This is a genomic window from Vibrio sp. 397, assembly GCF_033339395.1.
GTDB lineage: Bacteria > Pseudomonadota > Gammaproteobacteria > Enterobacterales > Vibrionaceae > Vibrio > Vibrio alginolyticus.
The window spans coordinates 26,916-48,897 of sequence record NZ_JAWOUN010000025.1 but is presented as its reverse complement, the minus strand read 5'-3'; the positions used below and the strand labels follow the sequence as shown (position 1 = coordinate 48,897).

Genomic DNA, 21,982 nt, shown 5'->3' with positions numbered 1-21,982 from the left:
GCGGGGTGGAGCAGCTTGGTAGCTCGTCGGGCTCATAACCCGAAGGTCGTCGGTTCAAATCCGGCCCCCGCAACCAAATACAAGACGATAGATTGAGTACTTATTTAGTATACAATTGTTAAGTCGTCTACGGATGCGCCGCTTGATTCAACGCCTGCTTCTCGCAACCAATCACATCGCTCTTTTCATAATGCTGCGAAGCATGAATCCCCAAAAGCTAAACTTTTATCCGCATCATATGATGTCGGACGATTTCGTTTGTGTTTAAAACACGATATGAATCGGCTGACGTACAAGTATGATGAGGCTTCGCGTGTTTTATCTACTTTAATTAACAGAGTTATCCACATACGTCGTTCTGTGGATAAGTTGGTTGATAAAGTGTTTTTAGCTTGACTTTTTATGATGGGGAAGAAAGATCTTTTCTCTAAAATGAAGTTGAAACAACAAAGAAATACCAATTAAATCTTTGTTATATAAAGAAAAAATAAGTTTTTTGTCGGATCGAGTACGTTAAAATACGATCATTAACTGGTATTTTTTTGATCCTAGTCATTTCTCCGAGCTGTGTTTAACTTTTTTCTGCTAGCTTGTTTTTCTTGAATCTCAAATTTTTTTCCACATTACAAAATTGAGAACAAGGTCATGAATTGAACATGCAAAAGTACTTTCAATCTCTTGCATATAGACTACGCTCTATGCGTCTCTCGGCAGTCCCTTCTCGACTATCCTTATTAAGCGTTGCTTTTTTGTCTCTATAGATGAATTACTCTCAGTGGGGAGTTGATTCAGTTGCTCTGTCAAAGCCCATTTAATGTGCTCATCAAGTAATTTATTTTCACCTTGCCGACTTTCCAGCGCATCTATGATTCGCTGACTATATTCTGCATTACCAAGTGCGACAGCGATGTTACGTAGCCACTGTATATGACCAATACGACGGATAGCGGAGCCTTCCATATTTTTTAGAAAAGTCGCTTCATCCCAGTTAAACATGTCGACGAGGTCAGGGTTTTTGAAACTGTCACGACGGTGGAAATCATCTTGCTCCGTTATGTCGGCGTAGCGGTTCCATGGGCAAACCAATTGACAGTCGTCACAACCATAAATGCGGTTACCCATTGGCTTTCGAAACTCTTCAGGAATCACGCCACCGAACTCGATGGTGAGATAAGAGATACAACGCCTGGCATCGACAACTTTGTCTTCAACGATGGCTTGTGTTGGGCATGATGTAATGCATGCTTTGCATTTACCGCACTGATCAACGCTTGGCTCATCTACGGGTAGTGGTAAGTCGATAAGTAGTTCACCTAAAAAGAACCACGATCCACAGTCTTGATCTAAAATCAGGGAATGTTTCCCGGTCCAACCTAAGCCCGCTTTTTGGGCGAGAGGTCGCTCTAATATTGGTGCGGAATCAACGAAAGGTCGGTAACCATATTGACCAACCTCTTGTTCAATAAGTTTGCCGAGCTTATTTAGCTGCTTTCTGACGAGCTTGTGATAATCGCGCCCTAGTGCGTAGCGGCTAATATAGGCATGACTTTTATTCGCGAGGTTCGAAGCGAATTGAGCCTCTGGTGGCAGATAGTCCATCCGGACGCTGATAACACGAACGGTTCCCGGGAGTAGCTCATGGGGTCTAGCACGCATCATACCGTGACGAGCCATCCAATCCATTGAGCCGTGATAGCCTGCATCAAGCCATTTTTGTAGTGCTGCTTCATGTTCACTCAGATCAACGTCGCAGATCCCAACTTTTTGGAAGCCGAGTTCTTTTCCCCAAACTTTGATTTGTTGTGCGAGTTGTTCGTAGTTCATGTTAACCACCGGAATAAAGGGGGGCGGATCTTAACGGATCTCTGGCTTTGGTGCTACCCAGTTAGGTACGTTTTTGATGTTGTGAATACTGCTTATTGAAGTCATTTGCATATATTCTAAATCTAGGTCGATACTAAGATGATTAAGATACCGTTTATTGGATACTTTTTTCGCACATATGACATTTGAAAGCTTGTCTCTCAAAACCAACACGGTTTACTATTCCTGTTCTTTTGATTTTTATATAGTCAACGATCATTAGTTAGAGAAGCATCAATGAGCACGAAACAATTCAATTTAAAAGATGAGCATGAAACGGTTGCACTAGGCACCGCTTTGGCTCAGCTTTGTTCCCAGCAAACCACAATTTATCTGCATGGTGATTTGGGTGCAGGTAAAACAACCTTTAGTCGTGGTTTTGTCCGTGCTCTTGGTCATCAAGGTAACGTGAAAAGTCCAACTTATACTCTAGTCGAACCGTACCAGTTGGATCAGTGGCAAGTATATCACTTCGACCTTTATCGTCTTGCGGATCCTGAAGAGCTTGAGTTTATGGGTATTCGAGACTATTTCACAGACGATGCGATTTGCTTGGTTGAATGGCCTGAAAAAGGGCATGGCTTACTGCCACAACCGGATCTTGATGTAAACATTCGCTACCAAGGTGAGCAACGTGTAGCCGAACTAACAGCTAATAATGATTATGGTGTGCAGTTACTCAGTCGATTGGAGCTATGTTGAGTTTTTCAAATTTTAGAGTAGTGGCGACGTTTGTCGCCACTTTTCTCCTTCTCATCCCCAATTTAGCATTTGCTAACGTCGTTAAGAGTTTTCGAGTTTGGCCTTCACCTGATGAAACGCGTGTTGTCATCGATTTAGGCTCGGAAGCTGACTATTCCTATTTCTCTTTATCAGGGCCGGATCGCCTTGTCGTGGATTTAAAAAGCACGACGATGCAGGCCAAACTACCTGTTACTGTTACGGATAGCCCTGTTTTAAAACTGGTACGAAAAAGCTCGCCTCCAGAGAAGGGCACTTATCGTTTGGTGTTTGAACTAAAAAAGAGCGTTCAAGCGGAGTTATTTAAATTAAGCCCAACACCAGGTGGGCAGTATGGTCACCGCTTGGTGATTGATTTACCGCACGGTAAGAAGGCATCGACCTCTAAACCGAGTAAGCCAGCGGCGGCCAGCAAAGACATGAGCTCAGTTCAACGAGCTCAAGAAGTGTTAATTGTTATCGACCCTGGTCACGGTGGGGAAGACCCTGGCTCTATTGGCCCTTCACGTCGTAAGTACGAGAAAGATGCGGTATTGAGTATCTCAAGAAAAATTGCTGCTCAGCTCGATGCGACTCCTGGTATTAAAACGCGCATGACTCGTACGGGAGATTATTTTGTAAACTTAAACCGTCGTGTCGCGATTGCTCGTGAAAATGATGCGCACTTGCTGATCTCCATTCACGCAGATGCGTTTACTTCACCGAAGCCTCGCGGTGGATCGGTCTTCGTACTAAATACTCGTCGTGCAAATACCGAAATTGCTCGTTGGGTCGAGAACCATGAGAAGCAGTCTGAGTTATTGGGCGGCTCGGGTAATGCGTTCTTCACGAAGACAAAAGATCGTAACGTGAACCAAACTTTGTTGGACTTGCAGTTTAGTCATTCACAAAAAGAAGGCTATAAGCTGGCAACAGAAATCCTAGGTGAGATGGGACGTGTTGCGCACCTGCATAACACCAAACCGATCAACACCAGCCTTGCGGTTTTACGCTCTCCACAGATTCCGTCTGTGCTAGTGGAAACGGGCTTTATTTCTAACCCAACAGAAGAGCGTTTACTGTTTCAACGAGCGCACCAAGATAAGTTAGCTCAGGCTATCACTAAGGCGGTCGTCAAGTACTTAAAAGATAACCCACCAGAGGGTACGGTGTTCTCGCCTTCAGCGAAGCCAATGGTACATATTGTAAAGCGTGGCGAGTCATTATCGGTGATCGCGAACAAATATGGGCTTAGCTCTAAAGCGCTGATGTCGGCAAACAACTTGAAGTCGACAGGCTTGGCAATTGGTCAGAAGCTCAACATTCCTTCTGCTGGTACGATTAAAGTGCCAAGTAAACCGATTACTGTTGAGACAGAAACCATTACGCACAAGGTTAAGTCTGGTGAGTTCTTAGGTAAGATTGCGAATCACTATAAAGTGAAGGTTTCAGATATCCGCCGAGAGAATAACTTGAAGTCAGATACCTTGTGGGTAGGGCAAAAGTTGAAGATAACGGTCGCGGTAAAAGATAAACCAATTCGTAAGCACAAGGTTTCTCGGGGTGAGTTCCTTGGCAAAATAGCGTCCAAATACGGTGTTAGCGTATCGAGCATTCGTAAAGCGAATAACTTACGCTCTGATCAGCTAGCGGTTGGGCAAGTCCTGATCATTCCAAACAAGTAGGTGAGCTTCTAACTCATTATGACGATTAAAATTTTGCCAGCTAGGCTTGCAAACCAAATCGCCGCAGGGGAAGTGGTCGAAAGACCTGCTTCTGTGATTAAAGAGCTGGTTGAAAATAGTCTTGATTCTGGCGCAACTCGAATCGATATCGATATCGAGAAAGGAGGCGCAAAGCTGATTCGTGTTCGTGATAACGGAAAAGGTATCGCGAAAGATGAACTCGGCTTAGCGCTCAGTCGTCATGCGACATCTAAGATACATACCTTAGATGATCTCGAAGCCATTATGAGTCTAGGTTTTCGCGGTGAAGCGTTAGCCAGTATTAGCTCAGTCTCGCGTTTGACGCTCACGTCGCGTCCTGCGGCACAAGAAGAAGCCTGGAGTGCCTACTCCGAAGGGCGTGATATGCAGGTGAAGCTTAAGCCAGCAGCGCACCCGATTGGCACAACTGTTGAGGTGTTGGACTTATTTTTTAATACTCCAGCGCGTCGCAAGTTTCTTCGTACGGAGAAAACCGAATTTGCTCATATTGATGAGTTATTGAAACGTATTGCGTTAAGTCGCTTTGATGTCACCATCAATGTGCGTCATAACGGCAAGATCATCCGTCAATATCGCGCGGCGAAAAATCAGCTTCAAACCGAAAGGCGTATTGCTGCTGTCTGCGGTAATGCGTTTGTGCGGCATATGCTCAGAATCGAGCTTGAGCATCAAGGGTTTAAGCTACATGGGTGGATTACCACGCCAGAGGGAGCAAGGCAGCAAAGCGATTTACAATATTGCTATGTGAATGGCCGAATGATGCGTGACAAATTAATCAATCACGCGATTCGTCAAAGCTATGAAATGAGCTTAAAGCCAGATCAGTTTGCTGCGTATGTGCTCTTTATTGAGCTAGATCCGCACCAAGTAGATGTGAATGTTCACCCTGCTAAGCATGAAGTGCGTTTCCACCAAGCTCGTTTGGTGCATGATTTCATTTATCAAGCTTTGACGGATGCACTTGCGCAAAGCGCCGTGATTGATAAACCACAGGTGAATGAATCGGCATTTCATCGCGTGGAACCGACTGAGTCCGAAGAGATTGAGCATTCGCCAGAGCCTGAAAAAGTACAAGAGCCAGCATCTTCACCAGTACCAGAGCGGGTTTATCAAGCGATAGAGAGTACACCGGCTTATCCTGGACGCAGTGATTATGAAGTGAAGCCTCGTAATAGCGGTCCTAGTGAAACCTCCGTGCGAGAGGCGCGCGTAGTGGAGTCATTCAAACGTAATGATTGGGTGGAATCCAAACCTGCACCAAAGCCAAGTCACAGTAAAGAGCGCCACGTAGAACCAGCGCCAACTAAACAAGAAGTACGCGCTTATCACGAGCTGTTGAAAACGCCAGAGTTTGAGGCTCAGGCAGTCACTCCAATAGCGCCCCAAACGATAACTTCGCACACATCAATGCCATCGATTACTGCATTAGGCAAAGCGCTGATGGTGGTCGATGAACAATTTGTTTTGATGGACAGTGACAGTGGGGCGGCGTTAGTCTCGTTACCTAGAGCAGAATTTTATCGTGTAAAAGGCCAGCTCACTCCAAGCGATGGTGCACTTAAGGCACAACCTCTGCTTGTTCCTCTATCTATTAAGTTAGAGGCCGAATTAGTGAGACTGGCCCAAGATTATCAACAAGATTTGGCATTGCTTGGTATTCAATTGAAAGCGAGAAACGAGCACGCCTTAATGGTGATGGGCGTTCCAGCTCCGCTGCGTCAACAAAACTTACAAAATTTAGTACCAGATCTGTTATCTTACGCGCAATCTTGTGTGAACGAAGGTATAGCAGCGGCTCAGATGCTGTCTGAGTTGATAGATTGGCTCGCATTACAGGTCACGACAGTGAAGAGTCACTATACTTTTTCTGAAGCCATTCAAATTATTGCGGAACTTGAACAGCTAAGACATGGTCAATTGCCATTAGAAGATACAAAATTCGTATCCGCTGTTGATTTCTCTGCCACGATAGCCAAATTAAAACCATGACAGATAAACTACCTTTGGCGCTATTTTTAATGGGGCCAACTGCATCAGGCAAAACTGAGCTGGCGATTAGTCTTCGTCAAAAATTTCCGATTGAGATCATCAGTGTTGATTCTGCTTTGATCTACAAAGGGATGGATATCGGTACGGCGAAACCGGATGAAAAAGAGTTAAGTTTGGCGCCTCATCGCTTGATAGATATTTTGGATCCAAGTGAATCTTACTCTGTCGCCGACTTTCGTCGAGATGCATTGAAAGCGATGGATGATATTGTTGCAGAAGGAAAAATTCCACTTCTTGTGGGTGGAACAATGCTGTATTACAAGGCGTTACTTGAAGGTTTATCACCACTTCCTGCTGCAAATCCTGAAATTCGTCAGCAAATTGAACAAGAGGCATTGACTAAAGGTTGGTCAGTGTTGCACGATGAACTCAAAGAGGTTGATCCTGTGTCAGCCGCGAGAATCCATCCCAATGATCCCCAACGTTTATCTCGGGCATTGGAAGTTTTTCGCATTTCAGGTAAAACTTTGACTGAATTGACTCAAACGAAAGGTGAAAGCCTACCATACCGAGTCAAGCAGTTTGCAATAGCTCCCAAGGATAGGGCAGAACTTCACCGTCGGATTGAACTCCGTTTCGAGAAGATGATGGAAGCGGGCTTTGAAGAAGAAATGAAAGCGTTACATTCGCGAAAAGATCTTCACCCCGATCTTCCTTCCATACGATGCGTCGGTTACCGACAGATGTGGGAGTATTTAGATGGGGAGTGTACACGTGACGAAGCGGTATTTCGTGGCGTATGCGCGACTCGTCAATTGGCCAAGCGTCAAATCACCTGGTTACGCAGCTGGGATGATTTAACTTGGTTGGATAGCGAGAACATTGAACAGGCATTAGAAACGATGTCGGAAGCAATAGCATCTGATTGACATAGCTGTGTATAATGTGATCGTTTTTGCGTGAACGCACTCTCAAAGGATCTGTTGTTGGCGGTTTTTATACTATGCTGCTAATTACTTAGAGTGCATTTTTGATTCGTTTAGCTCAGATGCAAAAGCCGTATCTTTTGCATTGCACCACTAGCTAAATAATTACAACTACAAATTAAATAAGGAAAATAAAAATGGCTAAGGGGCAATCTCTACAAGACCCATTTCTAAACGCGCTACGTCGTGAGCGTATCCCGGTATCTATCTACCTTGTGAATGGTATTAAACTACAAGGTCAGATCGAATCATTCGATCAATTTGTGATCCTGCTGAAGAATACTGTTAACCAAATGGTGTACAAGCACGCGATCTCAACAGTTGTGCCGGCTCGTCCAGTGAGCCATCACAGCGGTGAACGTCCACAAGGTGAGCGTCCACAAGAGAAATCAGAAGATTAATTCTTCATCGAGTATTTTTAAAATAAGGAGTTGATTGCTTGTTTGACCGTTATGAATCCGGTGAGCGAGCCGTACTTGTTCATATCAACTTCACGCAAGAAGGTGAATGGGAAGATCTGGCTGAGTTCGAAATGCTGGTTTCTTCTGCTGGGGTAGAGGCGCTACAAGTGGTAACTGGTAGTCGTCAATCCCCACACCCGAAATACTATGTCGGAGAGGGTAAGGCCCAAGAGATTGCTACAGCGGTACAATCAACGGGTGCCGAAATTGTGATTTTTAATCACGCCCTCTCTCCTGCCCAAGAACGTAACCTCGAAGCACTGTGCCAATGTCGAGTTCTCGACCGCACTGGTCTTATTCTCGATATCTTTGCTCAACGAGCTCGAACACACGAAGGTAAGCTACAGGTAGAGCTGGCTCAACTTCGTCATATCTCTACTCGTTTGATTCGTGGTTGGACGCACCTTGAAAGGCAGAAAGGTGGTATCGGTTTACGTGGCCCGGGTGAAACCCAGCTGGAAACCGACCGTCGCTTATTGCGTGACAGAATCAAAGCCATCCTGCGACGCTTAGACAAAGTAGCGAAGCAGCGTGAACAAGGGCGCCGCGCCCGAAATCGAGCTGAAATCCCAACGGTTTCACTTGTGGGTTACACCAACGCGGGTAAGTCGACACTCTTCAACCGTATTACAGAAGCTGGCGTGTACGCGGCTGATCAATTATTTGCTACTTTGGACCCGACTTTACGTAAGATAGAGTTAGCAGATGTTGGTCCTGCCATCTTGGCAGACACGGTTGGTTTTATTCGACATTTGCCACACGACTTGGTTGCGGCCTTCAAGGCAACCTTGCAGGAAACGCAAGAAGCTGACATTTTGTTACATGTTGTTGATGCCAGTGATGAGCGTTTTCGTGAGAATATTCAAGCTGTTCATGAAGTACTAGAAGAGATCGACGCGCATGAAGTGCCGACTCTGGTTGTCATGAACAAAATCGACAATCTAGATTCGCAGAAACCACGTATAGAACGAGACGAGGAAGGCGTACCTCGCGCAGTTTGGGTTTCAGCAATGGATGGGTTGGGCATTGATGTCCTGTTTGAGGCTCTGACGGAACGTCTGGCGTCACAAATGGTCGAGCATCAGTTGCGAATTCCTCCACAGTATCAAGGACGATTCCGTAGTACCTTCTTCCAAATGAAGTGTATTCAACGTGAGGAATATGACCAGGATGGTAACTTGTTGATCGATATTCGAATGCAGCAAGTAGATTGGTCTAGACTTGAAAAAAGAGAAGGGGCAGTTTTGACTGGCTTTATAGTCACTTAAAGGACTGCTACAGTATAACGTCATATCAAATGATGGAGCTTTCTAATGGCGTGGAATGAGCCTGGAAATAACAACGGCAACAATGGCCGCGATAATGACCCTTGGGGTAATAATAATCGTGGTGGCCAGCGTCCTGGTGGCCGAGATCAAGGTCCGCCAGATTTAGATGAAGTGTTCAACAAACTGAGTCAAAAGCTGGGCGGCAAGTTTGGTAAAAAAGGCGGCGGTGGTTCTCCAATCGGCGGCGGTGGTGGTAGTGCAATTGGCTTTGGCGTGATTGCTCTGATTGCTGTTGCAGTTTGGTTCTTCGCTGGTTTTTACACCATCGGTGAAGCAGAGCGTGGTGTTGTACTGCGTTTAGGTAAATACGATCGTATCGTAGACCCAGGTCTTAACTGGCGTCCTCGCTTTATTGATGAGTACGAAGCGGTAAACGTACAAGCGATTCGTTCACTACGTGCATCTGGTCTAATGCTGACTAAAGATGAAAACGTTGTAACAGTTGCGATGGATGTTCAGTACCGAGTGACTGACCCATACAAATACTTGTACCGTGTAACCAATGCAGACGACAGCTTGCGTCAAGCAACGGATTCTGCACTACGTGCAGTAATTGGTGACTCATTGATGGATAGCATTCTAACCAGTGGTCGTCAGCAAATTCGTCAAACTACGCAAGAAACACTTAACCAAATCATTGATAGCTATGATATGGGTCTGGTACTTGTTGATGTGAACTTCCAGTCTGCTCGTCCACCAGAGCAAGTGAAAGATGCGTTTGATGATGCAATCGCAGCACGTGAGGATGAAGAGCGTTTCATTCGTGAAGCTGAAGCATACAAGAACGAAATCTTGCCTAAGGCAACGGGTCGTGCAGAGCGTTTGAAGAAAGAAGCACAAGGTTACAATGAGCGTGTCACTAACGAGGCTCTTGGTCAGGTAGCACAGTTCGAAAAACTACTACCAGAATACCAAGCAGCGCCTGGTGTAACGCGTGATCGTCTGTACATTGACGCAATGGAAGAGGTGTACTCAAGCACTTCGAAAGTGTTGATTGACTCGGAATCAAGCGGCAATCTTCTTTACCTTCCAATCGATAAGTTGGCGGGACAAGAGGGCAAAGCAGATACCAAACGTAAATCGAAGTCATCTTCAACCTATGATCAAATTCAACTTGAGTCTGATCGTACACAAGAAGACACTTCGAACTCGCAGTCTCGTTCAACAGGTTCACGTCAAGGGAGATACTAAGAATGCGTAAGTTAATGATCCCTGTACTGGTAATCGCACTGGCATTAATGTTGATGTCTTTGTTTGTGATTCCTGAAGGTGAGCGCGGTATCGTGGTTCGATTTGGTCGTGTCTTGAAAGACAATAACGACATCACTCGAATTTACGAGCCTGGTCTGCATTTCAAGATGCCTTTGTTTGACCGTGTGAAACAACTTGATGCACGTATCCAAACAATGGATGGTCGTGCAGACCGTTTCGTAACGTCTGAGAAAAAAGACGTTATCATTGATACCTACGTGAAGTGGCGTATTGAAGATTTTGGTCGCTACTACCTCGCGACAGGCGGTGGTAACTCGCTAACGGCAGAGGCACTACTTGAGCGTAAAGTGACGGACGTGCTTCGTTCTGAAATCGGTGCTCGTGAAATCAAACAGATCGTATCTGGTCCACGTAACGATGATGTGCTACCAGAAGACGCAAGTGCCGATGTTGTCGCAACTGAAGCGGCTCGTGAGGCGCTTGAGATTGATGGTGAACGCGACCTAATCATGTCTGAAGTATTGAAAGACACGCGTGAAAGCGCAATGAAAGACTTGGGTGTTCGTGTCGTTGATTTCCGAATGAAGAAAATCAACCTGCCTGATGAAATCAGTGAGTCTATCTACCGTCGTATGCGTGCGGAGCGTGAGTCCGTTGCTCGTAAGCACCGTTCTCAAGGTCGTGAAAAAGCGGAAGTTATTCGTGCTCAAGCAGAACTAGAAGTAGCAACTATTCTAGCTGAAGCTGATAAAACTGCGCGTGTGACACGAGGTGAGGCGGATGCTGAAGCTGCGAAGATTTATGCTGAAGCATACAACAAAGACCCTGAGTTCTTTAGCTTCCTACGTTCGCTACGTGCGTATGAGAAGTCCTTCAGCTCTAAGAGCGATATTCTGGTGCTTGATCCGAAGAGTGAGTTCTTCCAATACATGAACCAGTCGAAGGGCAGCATGGAGAAATAATCTCCGCGTCTCATTGAAATAAAAGGCTCCTTAGGGAGCCTTTTTTGTATCTGATGCTAAGTGCTAGCTCATCATGATGGCGATGACGGCTCCAGCAACTACTAGGCAGCCACCGATGCGTCGTAGCTGATTGTTGGGTTGTTCACTTAATTGAGCCACCATATTCCGCCAACCGTTAGGAGCAATCAGTGGCCCAATGCCTTCCACGATCAAGACGAGCCCAATCGCCAACCATATGGATTCAGACATAGCGCTTTCCAGTCGAATAGAGAAAGCTAAATACTATCAGTGATATGCTGATTTCAAAATGAACAAAGCGGCAAGATGACATTCTGGTAGCAACTCTGTGAACAAAAAATGACTGCAAGAAGCGTGATTCGGTGCTAGAATCCATTTTTAACTAGCAATCAGACTTGGAAAGATGGGAAATAACGTAGTCGTTCTAGGCACCCAATGGGGTGACGAAGGTAAAGGTAAAATCGTAGACCTTTTAACTGAAGATGCAAAATACGTGGTACGCTACCAAGGCGGTCACAACGCAGGTCACACTCTCGTAATTGACGGTGAAAAAACCGTTCTTCACTTAATTCCATCAGGTATCCTTCGCGATAACGTAAAATGTGTTATCGGTAACGGTGTTGTACTATCACCTGAAGCTCTACTTAAAGAAATGAAGCCTCTTGAAGAGCGCGGTATTCCAGTACGCGAGCGTCTTTTCATTTCTGAAGCATGTCCGCTAATTCTTCCTTACCACGTTGCAATGGACCAAGCTCGCGAAATCGCTCGCGGTAAAAAAGCTATCGGTACTACTGGTCGTGGTATCGGTCCAGCATACGAAGATAAAGTTGCTCGTCGCGGTCTACGCGTTGGCGACCTATTCGATATGGCGACTTTCGCAGAGAAGCTAAAAGAAGTCATGGAGTTCCATAACTTCCAACTAGTTAACTTCTACAAAGCGGAGCCAGTAAGCTACGAAGAAGTACTTGAGCAAGCTAAAGGCTACGCTGAACTACTAACGTCAATGGTTATCGACGTAACTGACGAACTAGACGCAGCACGTAAGCGCGGCGACAAGATCATGTTCGAAGGTGCACAAGGTACACTACTTGATATCGACCACGGTACTTACCCGTACGTAACGTCTTCTAACACGACTGCTGGTGGTGTTGCTGCAGGTTCTGGTTTTGGTCCTCGTCACATCGGTTACATCTTGGGTATCGCAAAAGCGTACTGTACTCGCGTTGGTGCTGGTCCATTCCCGACTGAACTATACGACGGTTTAGATAAGCAAGATCCAATTGGTAAGCACTTAGGTGAAGTTGGCCACGAGTTCGGTGCGACAACTGGTCGTCTACGTCGTACAGGTTGGTTCGATGCTGTTGCTATGCGTCGTGCAATCCAAATCAACTCTGTATCTGGTTTCTGTCTAACTAAACTAGACGTACTAGATGGTCTAGAAGAGCTAAAAATCTGTACTGGTTACAAGATGGAAGATGGCTCTGTGCTAGAAGTTTCTCCGATGGCTGCTGAAGCATTCGAAAAAGCAACGCCAATCTACGAAACAATGCCTGGTTGGTCTGAGAACACATTTGGTGCTAAGTCACTAGATGCTCTACCACAAGCCGCTCTTGACTACATCAAGCGTATTGAAGAGCTAACTGGCGTTCCAGTAGACATCATCTCTACAGGTCCTGACCGTAACGAAACTATCATCAAAGTTCACCCATTCGAAGCTTAATTGATAGCCGTTAAAGATTGCAAAAGCCGACCTTCTGGTCGGCTTTTTTGTATCTGAACAAAAACAGCGTGACTCTCATATGGCAAGCTTTTGCCGCTGAGCCTAAATCAGAGGCAAAAATTGTCTAAAGCTTAGCTGTTTTTTGCCGATAAGGTTATCAAGCAGAGGAGATCCTTCACCGATCTTTGGTTTCTTAGATACCTTAAGGGTACGTTTATGAAGTTACGAACAGTGGCTGCTTCACTGTTGTTGACCTTGGTTGCTACCACAGTGAAAGCCAATGTTGCTGATGTGGGGGCACCAGTTCCGATCTATACCGAAGCAGAGCTGATAAAGCTTATTGAGCAAAATAAGCACTTACAACGTGTGCGCGCTGATAACTGCCAGCTGGTGGAGGATATCGTAGCTCGTGCGACTCGAATTAACTTACCCGCTTATGAATTTCTGTACGGAGATATGTTGGCTTGGGGGGTGTGTGTCGAGCAAGATGTCGAACTGGGTCTTTACTACATCGAAAATGCAGCGCATCAGGGGTTACCAGCTGCACTAGAGCAGATTGGCCGATACTATTCGCGTGGCACTTTAGTACAGCAAGATAAAGAACGTGCAATTCCATATTTGCGAGAAGCTGCGTCAATGGGAAACCTAAACGCGCGTATTCATCTGGCCGAGTTGCTTTTACGTGATTATGGCAGTCCACTCGATTACGAAGATGCGTATCGTTGGTTATATAACTCTGTCACAGCAGATAAGCGGCAGCATAAGCGCATAACTGTATTGAGAAACGGCCTTGAACAGCGCATGCCACAAAACGTTATTGCTCGAGCTAAACGGCGAGACACCTTTTGGTAACGCTTCAATATTGCAAACAACTTCATACAACAAAGCCCACGTCACGTGGGCTTTGTTGTTTTCCCGATAGTTGGTAGCGCTTAAACCACTTTGTGTGGACCGAAGCATTCGTAATGGAATTGCTCTTCTGGTACGCCAAGTTCTAATAGCTGTTTCGCTACGTGCTGCATAAATCCTACAGGACCACAGAAGTATACCTGCACGTTATCTTGCTTTAATGCAGCTTCAATTTCATACAGATTGACAAAGCCCGTGAAGTGGAAGTCTTCGCCTAGCTTGTCTTCTGCCGTTGGTTGGTTATACCAAACGAGCGCGTTCATATTTTCTTTTTCTGCAACGAGTTGGTTTACGTGTTGCTTGAAAGCATGCTGTTGGCCATTTTCTGTTGCATGAACCCAAGTTACAGGTGCTTGATGTGCTGAGAGACTTTCTAGCATTGACAGCGTTGGAGTAAGTCCCACACCAGCAGAAATTAGAACAACGGGTGTTTGTGGTTCGGCATCCATAAAGAAATCACCGGCAGGGGCCGCAAGCTGCACTTTTTCGCCAATGTTCAGGCTATCGTGCAGGTAGTTCGACACTTTTCCGCCTTCTTCACGTTTTACTGAGATACGGTAGGTGTTCTCTTGGACCGCAGAAGACAGGCTATATTGGCGAATTTCTTGGTTTTCTAACTGGTCACTGTTGATGTAGATGCCAAGGTATTGTCCCGGTTTATACGGCGCCACTTTTTGGCCATCGGTTGGCTTGAACACAAAGCTGCAAATGTGTTCGCTCTCAATCTTTTTATCGACTAATTCAAATTCGCGTAGACCGCGCCAGCCGCCTTCCAAAGCTTCATTTTGTTGGTAAATTTGTTCTTCGCGCTGAATAAATACATTCGCAAGTACGCCGTAAGCCTCAGCCCAAGCATCCAACACTTCTTGACCTGGATTAAAAAGCTCATCGATTGTCGCAAGTAAATGCTTACCAACGATTTGGTACTGATCTTCTGTGATCAAAAAGCTCGTGTGCTTATGCGCAATTTTCTCTACTGCGCCAAGCAGAGCTGGCAAATTTTCAATATTGGCAGCATAGGCACAGATAGCGTTGAATAATGCTTCACGCTGATCGCCGTTACGCTGGTTACTCATGTTAAAAATATCTTTCAACTCAGGGTTATGAGTAAACATACGCTCGTAAAAGTGCGCGGTCAGTTTTGGTCCTGTTTCGGCGATGAGTGGTGCGGTCGCTTTGACGATCTCGATAGTTTGATTGCTGAGCATAAGGGCTTCCTACTTTAAGTTGTATTTATAATGCATGTTTAAAGTTGTATCTCAAATGTATCTTTCGATCAAGAAAAGATTTACACTTTTATCGATAGCTCAAGTTTGGGGTTTTAGCATCACCAGTGGGTTATTGAGTCGCACTTTGGGAGAGAATATGCAGTTAACTAGTTTCACTGATTATGCGTTGAGAACCTTAATTTTCTTGGCTTCGTTGCCGGAAGATGAGTTAACCAGCATTACCGAAGTGACGGATTTATTTGGTGTGTCGCGCAACCATATGGTTAAAGTTATCAATCGGTTAGGGCAGTTGGGTTATGTCCATACCGTGCGCGGAAAAAACGGTGGTATCCGGCTGATGAAGCCAGCGTCTGAAATCACAGTCGGTGGTGTTGTGCGCGATTTAGAGCCGTTAGATTTAGTCAACTGTGGTGTGGATTTTTGCCATATTACCCCTGCTTGCCGCCTCAAAGATAAATTGGCGAAAGCAAAAAGTGCCTTTCTGGCGGAGTTGGATGACTGCACGATTGAATCCTTGCTCAGTGACAATTCTGAACTTTTGATCTTGCTGGCTCGTCCTTAACTCATTTGCATGCCTAGAGTCGATCTCGATCATTCTTTTTTCAAAGCAATTCTGTAGCTTATCGAGAGACTCAGATATACTAGCCATATACCTTCCTTGCTAGATAGGCGTGCCTATGTCAGACAATATTCCAAACGATCCTTTTGCAGATCGTGAATCCAAAAATTACGAAAATCCAATTCCAAGCCGAGAGTTTATCATCGAGTTTCTAGAGCAAGCGGGCGTTCCAATGAATCGTAACGACTTGTTTGAGGCACTAAAGCTTGAGGGCGAAGAGCAATACGAAGGGTTGCGTCGTCGGCTACGTGCGATGGAGCGAGATGGCCAACTGGTGTTTACCCGCCGTCAGTGCTATGCATTGCCTGAAAAACTTGAAATGGTGAAAGGTTACGTGATTGGTCATCGTGATGGCCATGGTTGGGTACGTCCAGAAGGCAGCGTCGGCAAGGATGATGATATTCTGTTACCGCACCATCAGATGAAGAACATCATCCACGGTGATTTTGTCTTAGTGCAACCGACAGACAACAGCAAGCGCGGCCGCCGTGAAGGACGTTTGGTGCGTGTGCTAGAGGAGCGCAATGATCAAATCGTTGGTCGTTTCTTCCTTGAATATGGATACTCCTATGTTGTCCCAGATGACTCGCGTATCAGCCAAGATATCCTGATCCCAAATGAGCACAAAGCGGGTGCACGCATGGGTAACGTAGTCGTAATTGAAATTACTGATCGTGGCTCACGCTCACGCGGCATGATGGGTAAAGTGGTTGAAGTCCTTGGTGAAAACATGGCACCAGGTATGGAAACACAAATTGCGATTCGTACACACCAAATCCCTCACGAATGGCCAGAAGCCGTCGATAAACAAATCGAAAACTTAGGCGAAGAAGTACCAGAAGAAGCGAAAGTTGGTCGTGTGGATCTACGTGATTTGCCACTAGTGACCATTGACGGCGAAGACGCACGAGACTTTGATGATGCCGTTTACTGTGAAAAGAACAAAGAAGGTGGTTGGCGTTTATGGGTAGCGATTGCTGACGTCAGTTACTACGTTCGTCCTGACTCTGCGTTGGACAAAGAAGCGATCAATCGTGGTAACTCAGTATATTTCCCGTCGCAAGTTGTGCCAATGTTGCCAGAAGTACTGTCGAACGGTCTATGTTCGCTTAACCCGCAAGTAGATCGCTTGTGTATGGTGTGCGAAATGACCATTTCCGATACAGGTAAGCTGTCTGGTTACAAGCATTACGAGGCGGTGATGAACTCGCACGCTCGTCTCACATATAGCAAAGTGAGCGCGATTCTAGAAGGGGATGAAGAACTACGTGAGCGCTACCAGCCGCTTGTTTCTCATCTAGAAGAGTTGCACAAGATGTACAAAGTGCTGAAAGAAGCACGAGATCAACGCGGTGCAATCGAATTTGAAACCGTTGAAACCAAATTTATTTTCAATGCGGAACGTAAAATCGAAAGCATTGAGCCAGTAATTCGTAATGACGCGCATAAGATCATCGAAGAATGTATGATTTTAGCCAACATTGCTTCGGCATCGCTGGTAGAAAAAGCGAAAGAGCCCGCGCTTTATCGTATCCACGAATCTCCAGGTGAATTACGCCTGCAAGGTTTCCGTGACTTCTTAAGTGAACTTGGTCTTGAGCTAAAAGGTGGTTTAGAGCCTTCACCAACGGACTATGCTGATCTCGCACGTCAAATCTCCGGGCGTCAAGATCAAGAGTTGATTCAGACCATGCTGCTACGCTCAATGAAGCAAGCGGTATACAACGCAGATAACGCGGGGCACTTTGGGTTGGCATTGAAACGCTATGCGCACTTTACGTCGCCAATTCGTCGTTACCCTGACTTGTTACTTCACCGTGCAATCAAGTATCTGATTGCTAAAGAAGAAGGTCGTAATCAAGATCGCTGGACACCAACAGGTGGCTATCATTACTCGTTTGACGACATGGATTTTTACGGCGAACAATGTTCGATGACAGAGCGCCGTGCTGATGATGCAACACGTGATGTTGCGGATTGGCTGAAGTGTGAATATATGCAAGACCACGTCGGTGACGAACTAGACGGTGTTATTGCTAATGTCACTAGCTTTGGCTTCTTTGTACGTTTAACGGATTTGCACATCGATGGTTTGGTACATATTTCTACCCTTGCGAACGACTACTATCAATTTGACCCGATTGGTCAACGACTTATTGGTGAAAGTTTCGGTAACATCTACCGCTTAGGTGATGCAGTAAAAGTAAAAGTACTGGCTGTTAACCTCGATGATAAGCAAATTGACTTTGAATTGGTCGAAACAAGTCGTAAGCTACGCGGCGAAGGTAAGACTGCGAAGAAACGCGCAGCGGAAGCAAAGCGCAAAGCGAAAGATAAAAAACGCGCTGCGACTCGCTCTTCATCGAAGGAAGGTGGCGCGGCTCGTGCAGTTCCTGCGATAGAGCCAACTAAACGCCCAGAAGAAACGGGCGCAACGAGTAAGCGTAATGGCCCAAAACGTGGTGACGCCGAAGGCAACGAGAAGCCTAAAGTGAAAAAAGCACGTAAAAAGAAGCCGCACAGTAAGCCGAAGAAAACCAAGCGCACTAAAAAAGAAGCGCAGTAGTAGGTTGAAGCGCCAACTTAGTTCAAACTTGGTTGGCGCAGGCAATACGACCAGAACAACAGGTTAAACAATGAGTAACGAATTTATCTACGGCATTCACGCAGTGAAGGCGGTATTGGAGCGCGAACCAGAGCGTTTTATCGAGGCGTACGTTTTAAAAGGTCGTCAAGATGATCGCCTAATGCCAATCCTAAATGATCTTCAGGTTTGTGGTGTTTCTATTCAGCAGATGACACGTAAAACTTTGGATGACAAAGCGCGCGGTGCAAATCACCAAGGCATCATCGCTCGTGTGAAACCAGCGAAGCAGCTGAATGAGAACGATATAGATGACATCCTGGCGCAGCACGAATCACCACTGCTATTAGTGTTAGACGGAGTGACCGATCCACACAATCTTGGTGCGTGTTTACGTAACGCAGATGCGGCAGGTGCTGCGGCGATCATCGTACCGAAAGATCGTTCTGCGCCAATGAATGCGACGGTAAGTAAAGTCGCTTGTGGTGCAGCTGAAGTCGTACCATTGATCCGAGTAACGAACTTGGCTCGTACTATGCGTACATTGCAAGAGAAAGGCATCTGGTTTGTTGGTACTGCGGGTGAAGCAACGCACGACATCTACCAAGCCAAACTGACTGGACCCCTTGCTATCGTAATGGGGGCAGAAGGTGACGGTATGCGTCGTCTGACTCGTGAAACCTGCGACGATTTGATTAAGATCCCAATGGCTGGTAGCGTTTCAAGCTTGAACGTATCTGTGGCATCCGGCATCTGTTTGTTTGAGGCAGTTCGTCAGCGTATTGCTGCAAAGTAAGTGCTAAATAAGTTAATAAACAAACAGTTACTGCAAAGTTAGACATACTGATAAAAACAAAGGATGGGGTGCCATCCTTTGTCGTTTTCACCGATTTATAAATAAAAATCCTCAGGGAAGTTATGACTCAACAAGACATTAAATTCATCGCCTTCGATCTAGATGGTACTTTGCTTGATAGCGTGCCAGATCTAGCTGTCGCGGCAGACCAAGCAGTACAGGCGCTTGGCTTTCCATCGGTTTCAGAAGAACAAGTTCGTGATTACGTGGGTAACGGTGCAGACGTGCTTATTGGTCGCTCATTAAGCCAAAGCCTGACCATCAACCCGGAGCTGAGTGAAGAGCTTCGTGCTAAAGCGCGTGTATTGTTTGATGATTACTACGAGCAAAGCGGTCACAAGCTAAGTCATCTTTACCCAACGGTAAAAGAGACACTAGCAGAGCTGCACAAAGCGGGCTTTGTTATGGCGTTGGTGACCAACAAACCTTCAAAGTTTGTGCCTGACGTTTTGGAAAAGCACGACATCGCAAAATACTTCGTTGATGTCCTTGGCGGTGATGCATTCCCAGAGAAAAAACCAAACCCAGTAGCATTGAACTGGTTGATGGAAAAGCACCAAACCCAACCAAGTGAAATGCTGATGGTTGGCGACTCGAAAAACGATATTCTCGCAGCAAAGAATGCAGGCTGTGCCTCATTTGGTCTGACATATGGTTACAACCACGGTGAACCTATTTCAGCATCAAATCCAGATTTCGTCGCTGACAGTTTGGCAGAATTATTGGACGTTGTAGCGGTTTCTGCATAACGGCTACAAAAGAGCTTCCAAAATACTCGTTAATGAGTACACTGAGTAAACCGTGCACCTATTACTGCACGGTTTTTTTCATTTAATTAGATTAAGAAGTCAAAGGAATCATTCTAATGAGCAAACCCATTGTATTGAGTGGTGTTCAACCTTCAGGTGAACTAAGTATCGGTAACTACTTGGGTGCTCTACGTCAATGGCAGCAGATGCAAGACGATTATGATTGCCAATATTGTGTGGTAGACCTTCACGCGATTACGGTTCGTCAGGACCCTAAAGCGCTGCATGAAGCAACTCTAGACGCACTGGCAATTTGTCTGGCAGTTGGTGTTGACCCGAAGAAGAGCACGCTATTTGTTCAGTCACATGTACCAGAGCATGCTCAATTAGGTTGGCTTCTTAACTGCTACACTCAAATGGGTGAGCTGAGCCGTATGACTCAGTTTAAAGACAAATCGGCACGTTACGCGAATGACGTAAACGTCGGCCTATTTGACTACCCGGTGTTGATGGCGGCTGACATTTTGCTTTACGGTGCACACCAAGTACCTGTAGGCAGTGACCAGAAGCAACATCTAGAATTAGCGCGCGATATCGCAACGCGTTTCAACAATATTTACTCGCCAGAGCAGCCAATCTTCCAAGTTCCAGAGCCTTACATTCCGACAGTAAATGCGCGTGTAATGAGCCTTCAAGACGCAACGAAGAAGATGTCTAAATCTGATGACAACCGTAAGAACGTTATCACGCTGCTGGAAGAGCCTAAGTCGATCCTTAAGAAGATCAACAAAGCGCAAACCGATACCGAAACGCCACCAAGTATCCGTCATGATATCGAGAACAAGGCGGGCATTGCTAACCTAATGGGTCTGTACTCTGCGGCGACAGGCATGAGCTTCGAAGAGATTGAAGCGAAGTACCAAGGCGTAGAAATGTATGGCCCATTTAAGAAAGATGTTGGTGAGGCAGTTGTAGCAATGCTTGAGCCAATTCAAGCAGAATATCACCGTATTCGCGCTGATCGTGCTTACATGGACGAGGTAATGCAGCAAGGCGCTGAGAAAGCCTCGGCACGAGCGGCTGAAACGCTTAAGAAAGCATACGAAGCAGTAGGTTTTGTAGCTCGCCCATAGTTGCTAAGAACGAATACGAAAAAGCTCCACTTTGGTGGAGCTTTTTTTATGCCTGTATTACTGAAATGGTGTGTCTTTCATACAGCGTTCCATGTCGTAATATTCAACACGTCCTCGAGCCCCTAGAAAGGCAGACTTCACAACCATGCCTCTATCAATGAAGTAACTAAGCTGTACGCATGATATATCGTAGCTGAGTTCTTTAATTCTCGCTGGAATCCAGTAGGTTCCTGGCGTTCTTAGACGCTGAGTAAAGGTAATAACACCCTCGTCACTGACTTCTAGCTCTTCAATACCATCCAGTTCATTTTTGGCTGATTCGATGATGTCTTGATTCGCCGTAGGTTGAAGTGGCTCACTGGCGGTCAACTGACACCCCGCTATCAAGCCAAGTAGGGAGAGAGCTAGCACACTGCGTTGAATTTTTTTCATTTGTCGTTCCTGGGTTTACAGCTAATGAGATCTTATTGTCTCGCGCAGGTGTTATATCTTTTGTGTATGTTTTTGGCTAGTGAGTAATGAAAAGTTATTGAATAAATCATGAAAACTTTGAAGTATGAGAGGCCTGTATAAGAGAGAACGAAGCGAGTAATAGATTCTTGGGCTTGAACAGTGATACAAGTGAAAATTAAAGCATTCTAAATTAGTGACTAATTATATTTTTTATTTGTAACAGGAACGGTTGGGTTAATAAGCAACTCAACAAGTGATGTATTTTCTACTCCTTAACATGAATTGAAAAAGTAAACTGAGTAATCAATCTAAATTCTGATTTGTTTATCAATAGCGCTCTGTATTTATTACAAAAAATGTTTGAATGGGATGCTCTGGCATATTTTCTTATATTCACATGTGATTCATTTCACGGCTTTAATTACTCATTCTTATTTATTTCATAAATAAACCTGATAGTAGAC

At 45.4% G+C, this 21,982-nt stretch carries 19 protein-coding genes; 15 read left to right on the top strand and 4 right to left on the bottom strand.

What is annotated here, in order from left to right:
- Window positions 1–696: 696 nt before the first annotated feature.
- Window positions 697–1,824, bottom strand: a complete 1,128-nt coding sequence (gene queG, locus R7P36_RS23080; protein ID WP_065274931.1) for a tRNA epoxyqueuosine(34) reductase QueG — start codon at window positions 1,822–1,824, stop codon at window positions 697–699.
- 276 nt (window positions 1,825–2,100) lie between these two features.
- On the opposite strand from queG, the gene tsaE reads away from it, so the two are divergent.
- The 8 genes from tsaE to hflC all read left to right on the top strand — a co-directional run bounded on the left by tsaE (window position 2,101) and on the right by hflC (window position 11,248).
- A complete protein-coding gene (tsaE, locus tag R7P36_RS23075) occupies window positions 2,101–2,565 on the top strand; it encodes a tRNA (adenosine(37)-N6)-threonylcarbamoyltransferase complex ATPase subunit type 1 TsaE (RefSeq protein WP_005381372.1) in 465 nt (154 codons plus the stop codon).
- Window positions 2,559–4,268, top strand: a complete 1,710-nt coding sequence (locus R7P36_RS23070) for an N-acetylmuramoyl-L-alanine amidase (protein ID WP_005381374.1) — start codon at window positions 2,559–2,561, stop codon at window positions 4,266–4,268. Before tsaE ends, R7P36_RS23070 begins: the two co-directional genes overlap by 7 nt.
- Before the next feature lie 18 nt (window positions 4,269–4,286).
- Window positions 4,287–6,299, top strand: a complete 2,013-nt coding sequence (gene mutL / locus R7P36_RS23065) for a DNA mismatch repair endonuclease MutL (RefSeq protein WP_213900103.1) — start codon at window positions 4,287–4,289, stop codon at window positions 6,297–6,299.
- Complete coding sequence (gene miaA, locus R7P36_RS23060; protein ID WP_053303035.1) at window positions 6,296–7,228, top strand: tRNA (adenosine(37)-N6)-dimethylallyltransferase MiaA; 933 nt, start codon at window positions 6,296–6,298, stop codon at window positions 7,226–7,228. Before mutL ends, miaA begins: the two co-directional genes overlap by 4 nt.
- Window positions 7,229–7,422: 194 nt before the next feature.
- Complete coding sequence (gene hfq / locus R7P36_RS23055) at window positions 7,423–7,686, top strand: RNA chaperone Hfq (RefSeq protein WP_005381379.1); 264 nt, start codon at window positions 7,423–7,425, stop codon at window positions 7,684–7,686.
- A 38-nt stretch (window positions 7,687–7,724) separates the two neighbouring features.
- On the top strand, window positions 7,725–9,014 hold the full coding sequence (gene hflX, locus R7P36_RS23050; protein WP_005381380.1) for a ribosome rescue GTPase HflX: 1,290 nt from the start codon (window positions 7,725–7,727) through the stop codon (window positions 9,012–9,014).
- A 45-nt stretch (window positions 9,015–9,059) separates the two neighbouring features.
- Window positions 9,060–10,265: an FtsH protease activity modulator HflK gene (hflK, locus tag R7P36_RS23045; RefSeq protein WP_005381381.1), complete on the top strand. Its 1,206-nt coding sequence runs from the start codon at window positions 9,060–9,062 to the stop codon at window positions 10,263–10,265.
- Between the two features lie 2 nt (window positions 10,266–10,267).
- Window positions 10,268–11,248 carry a protease modulator HflC gene (gene hflC / locus R7P36_RS23040; protein ID WP_005381382.1) on the top strand — a complete coding sequence of 327 codons (981 nt, stop codon included), beginning with the start codon at window positions 10,268–10,270 and terminating at the stop codon, window positions 11,246–11,248.
- 63 nt (window positions 11,249–11,311) lie between these two features.
- On the opposite strand, the gene R7P36_RS23035 is transcribed toward hflC, so the two are convergent.
- A complete protein-coding gene (locus R7P36_RS23035) occupies window positions 11,312–11,497 on the bottom strand; it encodes a DUF2065 domain-containing protein (protein WP_005381383.1) in 186 nt (61 codons plus the stop codon).
- Window positions 11,498–11,669: 172 nt separating this feature from the next.
- On the opposite strand from R7P36_RS23035, the gene R7P36_RS23030 reads away from it, so the two are divergent.
- Entirely contained in the window at window positions 11,670–12,986 is a 1,317-nt protein-coding gene (locus R7P36_RS23030; RefSeq protein WP_005381385.1) for an adenylosuccinate synthase, read from the top strand.
- A 216-nt stretch (window positions 12,987–13,202) separates the two neighbouring features.
- Entirely contained in the window at window positions 13,203–13,838 is a 636-nt protein-coding gene (motX, locus tag R7P36_RS23025) for a flagellar protein MotX (protein WP_005381388.1), read from the top strand.
- Window positions 13,839–13,918: 80 nt separating this feature from the next.
- Here motX and hmpA read toward each other — a convergent pair whose 3' ends face one another.
- Complete coding sequence (gene hmpA, locus R7P36_RS23020) at window positions 13,919–15,103, bottom strand: NO-inducible flavohemoprotein (protein ID WP_005381390.1); 1,185 nt, start codon at window positions 15,101–15,103, stop codon at window positions 13,919–13,921.
- A 157-nt stretch (window positions 15,104–15,260) separates the two neighbouring features.
- Here hmpA and nsrR point away from each other — a divergent pair, with 157 nt between their 5' ends.
- From nsrR to trpS, 5 genes are all read left to right on the top strand, one after another.
- The gene (gene nsrR, locus R7P36_RS23015) at window positions 15,261–15,686 is read left to right on the top strand and encodes a nitric oxide-sensing transcriptional repressor NsrR (RefSeq protein ID WP_005381392.1); all 426 of its coding nucleotides are present in this window, start codon (window positions 15,261–15,263) and stop codon (window positions 15,684–15,686) included.
- Window positions 15,687–15,801: 115 nt separating this feature from the next.
- A complete protein-coding gene (rnr, locus tag R7P36_RS23010; protein ID WP_017821742.1) occupies window positions 15,802–18,309 on the top strand; it encodes a ribonuclease R in 2,508 nt (835 codons plus the stop codon).
- Between the two features lie 70 nt (window positions 18,310–18,379).
- Window positions 18,380–19,123, top strand: a complete 744-nt coding sequence (gene rlmB / locus R7P36_RS23005; RefSeq protein ID WP_005381395.1) for a 23S rRNA (guanosine(2251)-2'-O)-methyltransferase RlmB — start codon at window positions 18,380–18,382, stop codon at window positions 19,121–19,123.
- 122 nt (window positions 19,124–19,245) lie between these two features.
- Window positions 19,246–19,932: a phosphoglycolate phosphatase gene (locus R7P36_RS23000; RefSeq protein ID WP_017633734.1), complete on the top strand. Its 687-nt coding sequence runs from the start codon at window positions 19,246–19,248 to the stop codon at window positions 19,930–19,932.
- Between the two features lie 116 nt (window positions 19,933–20,048).
- The gene (trpS, locus tag R7P36_RS22995) at window positions 20,049–21,065 is read left to right on the top strand and encodes a tryptophan--tRNA ligase (RefSeq protein ID WP_005381398.1); all 1,017 of its coding nucleotides are present in this window, start codon (window positions 20,049–20,051) and stop codon (window positions 21,063–21,065) included.
- Window positions 21,066–21,122: 57 nt separating this feature from the next.
- Here the strand turns inward: trpS and R7P36_RS22990 are convergent, their stop codons facing one another.
- A complete protein-coding gene (locus R7P36_RS22990; RefSeq protein WP_005381401.1) occupies window positions 21,123–21,497 on the bottom strand; it encodes a hypothetical protein in 375 nt (124 codons plus the stop codon).
- Window positions 21,498–21,982: the final 485 nt, after the last annotated feature.